This window comes from Neobacillus niacini (assembly GCF_023715785.1).
Lineage (GTDB): Bacteria > Bacillota > Bacilli > Bacillales > Cytobacillaceae > Neobacillus > Neobacillus niacini_E.
The window spans coordinates 120,819-133,911 of record NZ_JAMBOX010000007.1 but is presented as its reverse complement, the minus strand read 5'-3'; the positions used below and the strand labels follow the sequence as shown (position 1 = coordinate 133,911).

Annotated in this window: 10 protein-coding genes; all 10 read left to right on the top strand. The window is 40.7% G+C overall.

The annotated features are described in order from the left end of the window. Nucleotides 1-71: 71 nt before the first annotated feature. The 10 genes from M3234_RS14450 to M3234_RS14405 all read left to right on the top strand — a co-directional run bounded on the left by M3234_RS14450 (nucleotide 72) and on the right by M3234_RS14405 (nucleotide 13,090). Nucleotides 72-1,541 carry a sodium/proline symporter gene (locus M3234_RS14450; protein ID WP_262305394.1) on the top strand — a complete coding sequence of 490 codons (1,470 nt, stop codon included), beginning with the start codon at nucleotides 72-74 and terminating at the stop codon, nucleotides 1,539-1,541. A 106-nt stretch (nucleotides 1,542-1,647) separates the two neighbouring features. Further along, nucleotides 1,648-2,355 (top strand): NAD(P)/FAD-dependent oxidoreductase, encoded by a 708-nt coding sequence (locus M3234_RS14445; RefSeq protein ID WP_262305393.1) that lies wholly within the window; start codon nucleotides 1,648-1,650, stop codon nucleotides 2,353-2,355. Between the two features lie 49 nt (nucleotides 2,356-2,404). Next, nucleotides 2,405-3,124 (top strand): NAD(P)/FAD-dependent oxidoreductase, encoded by a 720-nt coding sequence (locus M3234_RS14440; RefSeq protein WP_285858461.1) that lies wholly within the window; start codon nucleotides 2,405-2,407, stop codon nucleotides 3,122-3,124. A 30-nt stretch (nucleotides 3,125-3,154) separates the two neighbouring features. Beyond that, complete coding sequence (locus tag M3234_RS14435; RefSeq protein WP_262305391.1) at nucleotides 3,155-3,379, top strand: hypothetical protein; 225 nt, start codon at nucleotides 3,155-3,157, stop codon at nucleotides 3,377-3,379. A gap of 151 nt (nucleotides 3,380-3,530) precedes the next feature. Further along, nucleotides 3,531-3,905 carry a nuclear transport factor 2 family protein gene (locus tag M3234_RS14430; protein ID WP_262305390.1) on the top strand — a complete coding sequence of 125 codons (375 nt, stop codon included), beginning with the start codon at nucleotides 3,531-3,533 and terminating at the stop codon, nucleotides 3,903-3,905. Nucleotides 3,906-4,144: 239 nt separating this feature from the next. Beyond that, complete coding sequence (locus M3234_RS14425; RefSeq protein ID WP_262305389.1) at nucleotides 4,145-5,512, top strand: FAD-binding oxidoreductase; 1,368 nt, start codon at nucleotides 4,145-4,147, stop codon at nucleotides 5,510-5,512. 1,253 nt (nucleotides 5,513-6,765) lie between these two features. Next, a complete protein-coding gene (locus M3234_RS14420; RefSeq protein WP_262305388.1) occupies nucleotides 6,766-8,250 on the top strand; it encodes a CE1 family esterase in 1,485 nt (494 codons plus the stop codon). A gap of 861 nt (nucleotides 8,251-9,111) precedes the next feature. Continuing rightward, nucleotides 9,112-10,332, top strand: a complete 1,221-nt coding sequence (locus M3234_RS14415; RefSeq protein WP_262305387.1) for an ABC transporter substrate-binding protein — start codon at nucleotides 9,112-9,114, stop codon at nucleotides 10,330-10,332. A 108-nt stretch (nucleotides 10,333-10,440) separates the two neighbouring features. Then, nucleotides 10,441-11,328: a branched-chain amino acid ABC transporter permease gene (locus tag M3234_RS14410; RefSeq protein ID WP_262305386.1), complete on the top strand. Its 888-nt coding sequence runs from the start codon at nucleotides 10,441-10,443 to the stop codon at nucleotides 11,326-11,328. Further along, entirely contained in the window at nucleotides 11,282-13,090 is a 1,809-nt protein-coding gene (locus M3234_RS14405) for a branched-chain amino acid ABC transporter ATP-binding protein/permease (protein WP_262305385.1), read from the top strand. The genes M3234_RS14410 and M3234_RS14405 overlap by 47 nt, the downstream gene beginning before the upstream one ends. Nucleotides 13,091-13,093: the final 3 nt, after the last annotated feature.

Here is a 13,093-nt window from a genome sequence, read left to right as displayed (position 1 = left end):
TCAAAAATTACGAATTTTAAGAACAGGGATACCTTGTTTGGTTAAAAAATTGGAGAGGGAAGTGGATAGGTATGGATATGGTTGTACTTGTTGAACTTATCATTTATTTTGTGGCCATGATTGGAATCGGGGTTTATTTTAGCCGTAAAAAGCTGGGGTATGACGATTACCACCTTGGCGGCAATAAAATACCGGGCTGGGCCTTGGCATTTTCTGAGCGCTCAACGGAAGCATCTGCCTGGCTCTTACTCGGGGCTACCGGATTTGCTTTTTCCACCGGTCTATCCAGTGTTTGGCTGTTCGTGGGAATGTTACTGGGCATCATCTTTTCCTGGTTATTCTTGGCAAAAAAATTTATGGAAGAGCGAATCAAGTACAACGCCCTGACTCTTCCTGATTATCTATCAGCGAGATTTCCTAACCATGCAAATTGGATAAGAGGGATTGGGGCTATTATAATCGTTCCTTTCTTTACGCTATATGTTGGGACTCAATTTGGAGGAACTGGACAAACACTAGAACAAACGATGGGGATTAAGCCTTTAGTTGGAATCCTAATAGTAGCAGTTGTTGTTATCGTATATTCTTGTCTAGGGGGATTCTTATCTGTTGTTTGGACTGATGCAATTCAAGCCATTTTAATGATTATTACACTTGGTGTTCTTCCAATTGTTGCTTTGATTAAAATATCTTCGATGGATTTATCTATCACCGACGCTCTTGTACAAGCCGGAAATGGAGCCGATTCCTGGACTGGTGGCGTTACCGGATTTGCTGCGGGGCTTCTCATCTATGCAAACTTATCCTGGGCATTGGGGTATTTGGGCGGACAGCCGCATATTAGTGCCAGATTTATGGCGCTGAAAAATGAAAAGGACGCTAGAATTGGCAGAAATGCAGCGATCCTTTGGGGAGTCATTGCCTACGGCGGTGCCTTCATGATTGGTTTAACTGGTTTAACCTTATACGGGAAAGATGGCATTGATAATGTTGAAATGATCCTGCCGTTTATGCTTACTGAATTACTGCCAGGATGGTTAGTCGGCATTCTACTGGCTGGTATTCTCGCTGCCATCATGTCAACAGCCTCGTCTCAATTATTAGTTGTTTCGAGTTCCATTAGTGAAGATGTTTTAGTCAAGATCATGAAGATGAAATTTACGGATAAACAATTAGTCATGATCTCCCGTGTTATCGTTTCGCTTGTGGGAGTCTTTGGCCTGGTCATAGGACTTTTGTCTAAATCTCTGATTTATGTGGTCATTGGCTGGGCATGGGCCGGTGTAGGGAACAGCTTTGCTGCCGCCATTCTTCTCACCTTCTTCTGGAAACGAATGTCCGGCGCTGGGGTTCTTGCCGCATTACTTACAGGTTTTATTAGTACCATCATCTGGATTAATACACCTTTGGAGGCAATCGTTACATCTCGTGGTGCCACCTTGGTTCTTGCCCTGCTAGCAGGAGTGGTTGTCAGTTTGGCTGCTCCTGACAGCAAGCAAGCTATCTCTACTGAAAAATTGGAGGATATAAAGCTGACCTAAAATGTTTTCCTAAATAAAATATGATGGTTGCGGGCCTAGTTTTGATAAAAAAACTAGGCTCGCAATCTAACTGGGTGCTTAGAAAGGATACAGGAGGTGCTCAAGAATGACAGAAGGACAGACAAATTTACTCCATTACTATGCTTCAAGAAGTTATTGGCTTGAAAGCAGTATGGATAATTTAAGTCCAAGGTCACGGTTAACGGACGAAATAAATGTAGATGTAGCGATCTTAGGGGCTGGTTATACAGGACTTTGGACTGCCTATTATTTACTAAAGCAAAATTCATCCTTAAAAATCGTGATCATGGATAAACATATTGTTGGCTTTGGAGCCTCCGGGAGAAATGCAGGCTGGTGTTCTCCCAAATTTTCGATTACCCCTGAGAGGGCGATTGAGCGGTTTGGGTTAGAAACCGCGAAAGAATTACAATTAACGATGTATGATGCGGTAAATGAGGTTGAACGGGTTATTAACCACGAGAAAATGGATGCAGATTGGAATAAGGCCGGATTTTTAAAGGTGGCATTAAGAGAAAATATGCTTTCTCAATTGGAGACCGAGATGTCCACCTTCAGGAAGCTCGGTTTAGAAGAATTCTACCAATTATTGAACGAGAATCAGACAAAGGAACGAATGATGGCAAATAATTTGAAGGGTGGGATCTTGACCAAGGTTTCAGCAGTTCTTCACCCAGGGAAATTGGTTAGGAACCTGGCTAGAATTCTTGAGCAACGGGGAGTTACACTATATGAGCAGACGGAAGTAATCGACTTTATGGAAGGAACATCTAATGCTTTCCTCATCTCATAAATTTCTTCAATATCCTTTACTTTAGGCACACTAACAAACACCTCCCAAATTGGTCGCCAATGGCGGCAGTGTAACGGCAAATGTGGCGGTCGTCATAGCCGGGGAAGCATACCTAAGTCAAATGGCCAAATTCCGGCGTCGTATCATTCCAATGTATTCATCCATGATTTTAACGGAGCGCTTGTCCCCAGATCAATGGTCTGCCATAGGGTGGGAAAACCGGGAAGCAGTCGGATCCAATACATTGAGTCAGGATTATCTCCAGCAAACTGCTGACGGCCGAATCCTGTTTGGGCTTGGGAACGGAAGTCCCTATCGTTTTGCATCAAAAATAAGTGATTCCTTTGACACATATGAACCTGTTCTCAACTGGTTACAGCAAAGGTTTAAAGAATGGTTCCCGTTATTAAAAGAGGTTAAGTTTACCCATGCATGGGGTGGTCCCATAGGGGTGACAAGTGATTGGACGCCAAACTTTCAATTTAATAAGCAAACCCGGGCTGCCAAAGCTTTTGGTTATTTCGGCCAAGGTGTATCGACCGCTAACCTGGCAGGTCGAATTCTCAGTGATTTAATTTATGAAAAAAAATCAAGTCTTACCGAACTCCCAATGGTGCAACATTCCTCCACTAAATGGTTCCCCGAGCCGTTACGATGGATTGGAGCCAGATATGTCCAATCAGAAATTAGACGTTTAGATGATAGAGCTGAATCAATAGGAATACCGCCAAATGGAAATACTTTGGCTGAACGTATGATTCGTCATTGATGGAACAATTTGTTAAGGAGGTATAATGGCATGGAGTTTTATTTAAACTGCTATGATAGTGCATTGCCTTGTGAAGTCACGATTGATGAAGACAATGGCAGGTATATGCTTAGGAAATCAGATTCGAGCGGTGAATTTTTTAATAACCCAACCGAATTAATTGAATGGATCAAAAGGAATTGGACAGGTGACGAATTTATTCATCCAGATGAGTTTAGAAAGATGATTTCTTTTCTCGAGGAAAATTACTGTTAAATTTTTAAAAACTAATTGGCTTGATATGCTGTGTAAGAAGGGCATGGATTTCTCCATTCCCTATTCTTATACAAAATACTCCTATAAACAAAAAGTTGGCTTTTTGGTACGATGAAGATATATTATTTCATTAAAGAAAGGATGGTTTGTAATGAAAGATTCTCTAAAAGAAAAGGCTGTCTCCTTTTTGCAACTGGTTGTCTCAGGGGAGATTCGCGAAGCCTTCCAAAAGTACATTGCACCGGATTTCCGCAATCATAATCCCTTTTTCTGTGGGGATGCTGACTCTCTTATGCTCGCAATGGAAGAGAACCACACGATGAACCCTCACAAAGTCTTTGAGGTAAAACATGTGATTGCTGATGGTGAAATGGTTGCCGTTCACTCCCATATAAAGCAAAATCAAGAGGACCTTGGGGCGGCTGTGGTCCATCTAATCCGTTTTCATAATAACCTTATCGTCGAATTGTGGGATATAGGTCAGCCCATACCCGAGGATTCTCCTAATGAAAACGGCGTCTTTTGAGAAGAGATTTTATTATTAATCTTAATTATAAAAAATGGCTATCAAATTCATGTACGAATTGTTAGCCATTTTTTATTGCATTGCCACAGAAAGTTTAGTATTGGTCAAGATTACAATTAGATTACAGGATAACTAATTTGTAAGAAAATTGTTAAAAGTTAAAAAACGCAAAGCTCCTTATGGATAAAAATGGTATATTAGTACTGGGTCAATTTTTCTACTTTAAGGAGTGGGTGAATGTGTTTCAGTTGTTAGAAAATCAGGTTGGTAGTCGATTATTGCTTCCAGGTAATGAACGCTTTGATGAAAGAAGAAAAGTGTGGAATACGGCCGTTGATAAAAGGCCAGCAGCAATTGTCGTTTGCGAGTCAGAGGAGGATGTGCTTGCAGCTGTACAGTTCGCAAAGAAACGTCAGCTGTCCATTTCGATTCGTGGCGGTGGACACCATGTTGGCGGCTTTGCCGTTTGTGATGGGGGCTTGATGATTGATTTATCGCCGATGAGCAAAGTAACGGTGGATGAAACCAGACAGGTGGCCCTTGTAGAAGGTGGAGCGACACTTGGGGATATTGACCTAGAGACACAAAAATATGGATTCGCGGTGCCGACCGGGACTGTTTCTGAAACTGGTGTGGCAGGCCTTGCCTTGAGCGGCGGATTGGGCTATTTAAGAGGAAAGTATGGCTTAACATGCGATAACATCGTCGGTGCAAGGGTGGTTACAGCAGAAGGAATGGCCATCGATGTCAATGCTCAAAACCATCCCGATCTTTTTTGGGCAATCCGTGGAGGCGGGGGTAATTTTGGTGTGGTAACGAAGTTTGAATTTGCTTTGCATCAAGTTGGCCCAGAAGTGTTTGCACTAGATGTCATGTACGATTTTAACGATGCAAAAACCATTCTGCAAAAGGCGCAAACCTATCTGGCCAAAGCTCCTGATGAGGCTGTTTCTTTAAATATAACAGCTACCGTATTGCCACCGGCTCCATTTTTACCCGAATTCTTACACTTTAAGAAGGTCATTATGCTTATGGGCGTATACGCAGGAGATCCCAAAGAGGGGGAAGGCATTTTTCAGCCGCTTCGCGAATTAGCAGAACCAATCGTTGACCAAACCGGCATGATCCCATTTGCTTCGTATCAAAAGAAGTTAGATCCCATGGTTCCTGATCATGTTAACGTCTATGGAACTTCATTATATTTTGATCAATTAACCGATGAAACCATTGACAAGCTTCTTTATAAAATCGACAATGTCCCTGCTCCGAGTATCCTTGTTCAGCTTTGGGCTCTTGGTGGAGAGATGAATCGAGTCCCCGCAAATGCTACCCCATTTGCCATCAGGGATGCAAAATTTGTTCTGTTGGTTGATATAATGGCTATGGCAGGGGATGACGAGCTATGCAAACTATGGGTTGACTCTGTATATGGTGGATTGCTGCCACACTCTCATAAAAAGGCTTCCTATCTTAATGGAATAGGCGCAAATGAAGAGGCAACAACAAATGCATTCCAGGAAAACTATTCTAGACTAGTGGAGATTAAGAAAAAATACGATCCGGAAAATCTTTTTCGGTACAATCACAATATTAAGACATTAAAGTAAGATACGTAATTTTTTATCTATATAAGCTAAGGGATTTGTCTCTATGCTAGTTTTCTTCTGACGTGGGGTGCCGGTAAATTAATGTTATGATATTTCAAGGGTGTCCTAATAGCTTAGCTTTGGGACACTTTTTTTGTTTAAGGTAGTAATTTCATTTATTCCTTAAATTTCATTTGCCTAACTTTAAAGGAAATAATTAGATATATTGGGATAATATTTCACCCCTTTTCCTCTTAATTATTAATTTAGTGATTTTCTATACTATATAGATCTCTCTATATTCTACGAGAAGTCATTGTACAATTCATCTGAGATGTACATACCCTTGGCAACCTGCAGTAATATCCTTATCAGGTAACACATTTCATCATATTTTTCATTATAATGTAAAATTATATCCAATACTTTGATTGTATAACAGACTAATAGAAATACAAAAAGGTTGACATATTATATACCAGCATTATTAAGTGATATAAGTAAATTTTTATTACAATTTTGAATTTTGTAAATCTTTCGAAAACTAATTGACTACATATACTTTATATGCTAATTTATGGATAAATATCATAAAAATTGTTGCTAACTCGGTAAACTATGATGATTTCTTTGAGGATAATATAGTTAAGTTAGCTTTTTAAAAATTGATATATATTATTCGCATAGAAAATTAGGAGGTGATTGGTTTGAATGTTTTGTAAGGGGTTACATAAGAAGGTAGATTCAAAAACAAAAAAATATTGGATAAGACAATTGCATAGTGGTGGACCATTCAATTCACCAAAGAGGATTATGAAATCCCATAAATGAGTTTACCCTCCCTCCAAACCTTGGACCTTAACCTAAAGTAATATGTATCGGTGAACTGACATTAAGGATTCATCAGTGCTCGCCACAACGTGAAGTTTCTTGATCAATATATATTAATTTTGGAAGATATTTTAGCTGATGCAGGAGTTGGTGAAGGGAGAAGCAGAAACCCATTAAGGGGGTGATATTTTCCGTTTTTAGTGTCTATTGTTTCGGGGGAGGTTTAGTAGCCTCGCCACTTGTGGCGTATTGTACTTTGTTAATCGAGGCTATCATTACAGGCAAAATTTATTGACAAGCAGGGGTTATTGACTAAAAGGGAGGTTTTATACAATTTCACTGTAATTGTACTTGCTTTGCGAGAGTGTAATTCCAGCATGAGGGACAAGGACAAGGTCTTATGTTATTAAACAAATTGAAACGAAAAGAATTGGAGGTATATTATGAATAAGAAAAAACTTCTTTCCTTATTGCTATTACTGACAATGTGCCTTACGACGGTATTCGGTGGCTCTCTGAGCTCATTTGCTGCCGACTCGGCCAGTGGCATTAAATTCGCGGGCGATATGAAAATCGGTGAGCGTGCGAAGGGGTATATGGAATATCAAGGGATTCAGCGGATGTTCGAATACTATATTCCCTCATCGTATGATGGTAAAAGAATGCCGCTTATGTTCACGATACCTGGCAGCGGACATAACTCTACTATGCAACTGGACGAAATAAGCAATCTTGAAAGTTTAGCGGAAGAAAAAGGTTTTATACTCATTGCTAGCAATGTCGTCACGTGGCTTCCGAAAGATTATGAAGATTGGGTTGATAGTGCTGGTAAACCGATCTATGCGGATAGATTTATGCCGGTGCCTGATGGCTATACCGGCCCAATGGGGAATTATTATGAAGTCAATGGTCAATGGGGCGCCTATGTAAATGGAAGTGCAGGTTATACAAGCAACTCAACGCATCCGATTGTAAATACTGTTACTGGAGCAAAAAGTGTTTCAAATTGGATTCAAGCAGTCACCCTCGGCACGGAACGGTTAGCCGGAGTTGGGATTGACGACGAAGGATATTTCTGTGCGCTGATAGACCAGTTTATCGACCAGGGCCTGGTAGATAAAAACCGGGTTTTCGCCTCCGGTCTGTCCCAAGGCGCGTTTATGTCGCTCCGCTTGGCGGCTTTACACGCGGATATATTCGCGGGCGCCGGTATTGTCTCCGGAGAGCTGACTCAGTCGGTTATAAAGCAAGTTACGGAAGATACGCCGAAGGATCTCGTGAAACTCGTATTTTTCCATGGCAATAAAGATGCTGTCGTACCGTCGGGGAAATTACAAGGCGGATATTATAGCAGGACGGTTGGTCCGCACCCGTGGAGCGCAGTGAGCGACAATTTTTTGACGCTCAACGAAACCATAGAGTGGTTCCTGGACCGCGAAGGCCTTGTAATGGACAACCCGGAAGGGGTTCCACTGCCGCATAAAGACGTAATGGTGAAAGATTATAACAGTAATGTTGAATACCCGGATCCGACTAGTATCACTCGTTATGAATATATCGACGGGGCGGCAATCGTGTATTGGGTACATGAAGGCGGCCATACCTGGCCGGGCGGTACACAGTATGCGTCCCTTGCGACTGTTGGCCAATTGAGCATGCAGGCGAACGCTTCCGAGCTCATGTGGGAAGATTTGAAGGTTGAACTCCTCAGCGAGACCCCGTCAGCCTCCGTCAAAAAGCTAAGCGGCAACAAGAACGAGTTGACAGTCAACGTTACGAAGGTATACGACAACGGTAAACGGGATGTTGTCACCGAGACGTACACAATCAACAACAACGCTGCCGACATCTACAAGGTAGATGATTACAAGGTGTATGTCGACTCTAAGGGCAACACCCAGGTCCGTGATTGCTACATCGTCGAATAGTAATATCCGCAAAGAAAAAAGGGTTCTGGTGCAAAAACTTAAGAAAATTGCAAGTAATCTCTAAAACTTGGACATACTGATACTAGTACTCTAAAAAAGGACGTTGTCAGTATGGAAAAGGAAAATGTATTTAAGTGGAAACATTATCAACCTGATATTATTTTATTAACACAGTAGGCAAGAACCCAGCTTATCCCATCGCTATTATTGGAGCATTTCGGCTATCAGGATGCTGTCTCTGTATATGGACTGCTAGCTGGACTTTCGCTATTTGGAGTTCCCGTCCTTTATGCTGTAAAAGTTGAGATGGGAAGGAAGCAGGCAAGCCTTCAAAGGTAACTTAGGAGGAGACTCTTTACCCCTGATTAATCATTCCCATAGAAGAGGGGGTAGCTTTTGAGCTACTCCTTTTCTATTTGATTAAAGAGTAATTCAAAGCTGTCAATCTTTTATTATCAATTTATACAAAAACAAATAGGATTTAAATTGATATATTATATATCTGTTATTTCATGTGATATAAGTAAATTTTCATTAGTAATTACAATTATGAATTGTGTAAATTTTACAATAATTAATTGACTCCACGCACTTTATATGCTAATTTATGGATAAATATCATAAAAATTGTTGCTAACTTGGTAAACTATGATGATTTCTTTGCGGATAATATAGGGTAAGTTGGTTTTTGAAAGTTGATATATATTATTCGCATTGAAAATTAGGAGGTGATTGGTTTGAATGTTTTGTAAGGGGTTACATAACCTTTATTTAGTATAAACAAAGCATTAGATAATAATAGGCGATTTAGGGGAATAAATAGTTCAATCGGATAAGAATATGAATAATAGGGGGAAAAAGATGAGAAGAAAAAGTGCAGTTTCATTGAGTTCAATCATTCTGAGTATGACATTACTTTTTACTGGTTGTAGCAGTGCCAATAATGATAAGGCGAAAGAGGCCAGCAGTAAACCGAAAGAGATTGTCATCGGAAATATAGGAGCCATGACAGGCTCTAGTGCTGTCCTTGGGAGGGCACAATCTCAAGGGGTCGACTTAGCGGTGAAGGAGATAAACGAGAATGGCGGTATCTTGGGTGCTAAGGTAAAGGTGGTAAATCGTGATGATGGAGCCGACCCTACTAAATCGAAAACATTTATGGAAGAGTTGGTGGACAAGGAAAAGGTGGAATATGTGGTTGGTCCTACCAACTCAACACCTGCTGCTGCTTCCATGGCCTATCTTCAGCAAAACAAAATAATTTCAATCCTTCCAATTGCAACTAGTACCCAACTAATCAGTCCGAATAATCCATATGCATTTAGATTGCTGCCTTCAAATGAAATACAGGCAAAGGCTATCGTCAAAATTGCGGTGGAAGAAAAATTTAAAAGGATCGCGCTGGTTGCTGATACTTCTGCCCTAGGTACAGACGGCATGTCGGTAATGGAAGAAGCCATGAAAAGCCATGGTGTTACCCCTGCAGCCAAAGTTACCTATAAAGCGGATGATTCTGACATGACACCTGTTGCTCAGAAAATCAAGGATGCCAAAGCAGACGTAGCTTTATTTTGGACCCTGGGCGCTGATGGTGCAAAAATTGTTAGGGCGCTTGAGCGGGTAGACTACATTAAAGATTTAGAAATAATCGGCTATACAGGTTTAAATATGCCTAATTTCAATGAACTGGCTGGTCCTGGTGCGGAAAAAGTGAACACTGTTACTCCTGGAAGCTGGGCATTAGACCCAGGCAAGACAGAATTAACGGGAAAATATTGGGATATGTATCAAAAAGTCGTTTCTGAATATGGTGAAAAAGCCAAACGGGATACCAGCGCATCTATGATTGCCTCAGGATATGATGCAGTATATTTGCTGAAATGGGCTATTGAAAAAGCGGGTACAACTGATAGCGATAAAGTAAAAGCGGTTTTAGAAACGGATATAAAAGATTTTGATTCCGTATATGTAAAAAGTTATGCATTTTCAAAGGACTCTCACGAAGGATTTCCGGTAGATGAATTGTTTAAAGTAAAAATTGGTGAAATGGCCTACGATGAAATCTATAAAAAAGCGGATTAGTTTTTAAGATAAGTGTCGCGCATCATGTGGTGCCCGGCACTTATCAAGTGAATTGGGTTAATTCGGGAAAATTGACACACAAAAAATAAATTTGGAAGGAGTCTGTTAATGCAGGAAATAGTAACTGCCCTAGCCAACGGTAGCATTTATGCATTGATGGCGCTCGCGATTGGCATCATTTATTCTACCACTCAGATTATTAATTTTGCCCACGGCTCTGTCATTATGATCGGTGCCATGTCCAGCTACTGGTTACTGAGCTTTGCTCAAATGAACTTTATCACAGCCATGCTTCTGGCTGTCTTGATTAACATCGTTCTAAGTATCGTGATTTATAAAGTCTCTGTAGAAAAATTAGGGGATCTAACCAATAATTCAAGATGGATAGTAACCCTCTTTGGTGCAGGTATAATTATAGACAATACCGCCCGAATCTTGTTCGGTACAGAACCAAAGGCGTATCCTTACCTATTTGATGGAAAAGTTATTCCGATTTTTGGCTCGAAGATTATGGTACATGAGATTATGATGATTCTTGTAGCAGTAGTTATTGGAATTGTTTATCAGATTGTGATTCAAAAAACGAACTTTGGCCGGGCTGTTCGTGCCGTATCCTTTCGCCCGGATACCTCACGGCTCATGGGCATTAGGAGTAATCACATTGTGTTGATTTGTTTTGCGATATCAGGTGCTGTAGCAGCCATAAGCGGTGCTCTTATTGCCCCTATAACCTTTGCAAGCTATACGATGACATACTCAATAGGTATTAAAGCCTTTGCAGCGGCATTGATAGGTGGGCTAGGAAACACAAAGGGTGCTTTCATTGGCGGGATTTCACTGGGATTGATCGAAGAAATTGCCAATATGGTTGTTCCAGGCGGATTAAAAGACGCGATTAGCTTTTTAATTATGATTATCGTAATTATCGTTTTACCGGGAGGGATATTAAGTGCCAAACTCTTTAATAAAGGCGAACTCAATGCAGAAAAAGTATAGTCGTATTTTTATCCTGTTTTGGACAGCCTTACTATTGATCAGTTTAGTTCTCCCTCTATTTGCAGGTGACTATTACACTCGGTTTATTTCATTAATCTTTATCTATATTATTCTTGCAATAGGATATAACATATCAGCGGGGTTTAGCGGAATTACCTCGTTCGCATTTGCCGCCCATTATGGTGTAGGTGCATATGTTTCAGCAGTCGCGATTACCCGCTATAATATGCCCTTTCTTGTAGGATTGCTGGCTGGCGCAATCGCATCAGGTATAGTCGGCTTGGCAGTTTCTCTTCCATCTTCTAAGGTCAAGCACCATTACTTAGCCCTAATAAGCATAGGTTTATTAGGAATCGTCCAACAAGTCCTGAATGAATGGCAATGGTTTACTGGCGGGTCCGGGGGAATGTACATCCCTTCTTGGAATTTTTTTAACATTGTTTTAGATACCTTTCAAAAATACTATTTCATTTTTGTTATTATGTTATTCTGTGTTGTCTTACAGAGGAACTTATTGAAAAGCCGGTGGGGCAGAGACTTGATTGCCATTAAAAATAATGAGATTGCAGCTGCGGGAGTGGGGATCAATTTTAGCAAATATAGGATAGCTGGTTATTTTCTATGTTCTATGCTTGCTGGCTTGGCAGGAAGTGTTTATGCCAGTTTCAGCGGTTATTTGAGCCCTGATACCTTCAATTTTGAATTTACCGTATTCATCCTGCTGATGGCGGTTGTTGGTGGTGAGGGTACCCTAACTGGTCCGATTATCGGGGCAGTATTTGTCACCGTTATACCGATGCTATTTAATGCTACCCCTGATTTAAAGCAAATTGTATTCGGTGCGTTACTGGTCATCTTGCCGCAGATAATGCCCGCTGGTATTGCAGGAAATATTAAGAAGTATTTTAAGGAAATCGATAATAACAAATATATACTGGAAAAGGCAGAGCAAAATGAGTTTGACATTGCCCGGAATGTTACAGAGAATAATACGGGCACGGTAGACATTCTGGTTGTGAAGGGACTTACTAAAAGGTTTGGAGGAGTAACGGCTGTAGACGGCTTAGACATGACCATAAAAAGAGGAACGATTCACTCTCTTATAGGTCCTAATGGTGCCGGTAAGAGTACTACTGTCAATATGATTACCGGGATAGATAAACCCACAGAAGGGTCGATCATTTTCAATGGGGAGGAAATTACCGGTAACAAAATGTTTAATCTAACGAGGAAGGGTCTTTCACGAACATATCAACATGTAAGACTCTTTAACAATCTTTCAGTAGTTGAGAATGTTGCAATAGGGGGACGTTTGTCTTATACCTATTCGATTATTGACTCAATACTCCGAACTCGCAAAATGAAGAAGGAAGAACGAAAATCCTTTCATGAGGCGATGGAATATTTGAAGATCATTGATCTGGAAGACAAAGCAAATTACGATCCAGAAAGCCTCTCTGCAGGCCAACAAAAGTTATTGGAACTTGCACGTGCCCTTTATATGAAGCCAGAACTTTTAGTACTGGATGAACCATGCGCCGGCCTTTCTGAAACAGAAACGAAGGAATTTTCAAAGATTATTAAAAAAATCCGTAATGCTGGAATTTCCATTTTGTTGATTGAGCACCATATGGATCTTGTTATGGAAATATCCGATTACATTACAGTTATCGATTACGGTAAAAAAATTGCTGAGGGCGACCCTGTTAGCGTAAATTCGAATCCGGTTGTAAGAACAGCCTATCTGGGCGAGGGGGCGTAATCA

Bases quoted from the DNA above. Each gene is read 5' to 3' on its own strand.
- M3234_RS14450 (WP_262305394.1), top strand. From the start codon at position 72: ATGGATATGGTTGTACTTGTTGAACTTATCATTTATTTTGTGGCCATG.
- M3234_RS14410 (WP_262305386.1), top strand. From the start codon at position 10,441: ATGCAGGAAATAGTAACTGCCCTAGCCAACGGTAGCATTTATGCATTG.
- M3234_RS14435 (WP_262305391.1), top strand. From the start codon at position 3,155: ATGGAGTTTTATTTAAACTGCTATGATAGTGCATTGCCTTGTGAAGTC.
- M3234_RS14430 (WP_262305390.1), top strand. From the start codon at position 3,531: ATGAAAGATTCTCTAAAAGAAAAGGCTGTCTCCTTTTTGCAACTGGTT.
- M3234_RS14420 (WP_262305388.1), top strand. From the start codon at position 6,766: ATGAATAAGAAAAAACTTCTTTCCTTATTGCTATTACTGACAATGTGC.
- M3234_RS14445 (WP_262305393.1), top strand. From the start codon at position 1,648: ATGACAGAAGGACAGACAAATTTACTCCATTACTATGCTTCAAGAAGT.
- M3234_RS14415 (WP_262305387.1), top strand. From the start codon at position 9,112: ATGAGAAGAAAAAGTGCAGTTTCATTGAGTTCAATCATTCTGAGTATG.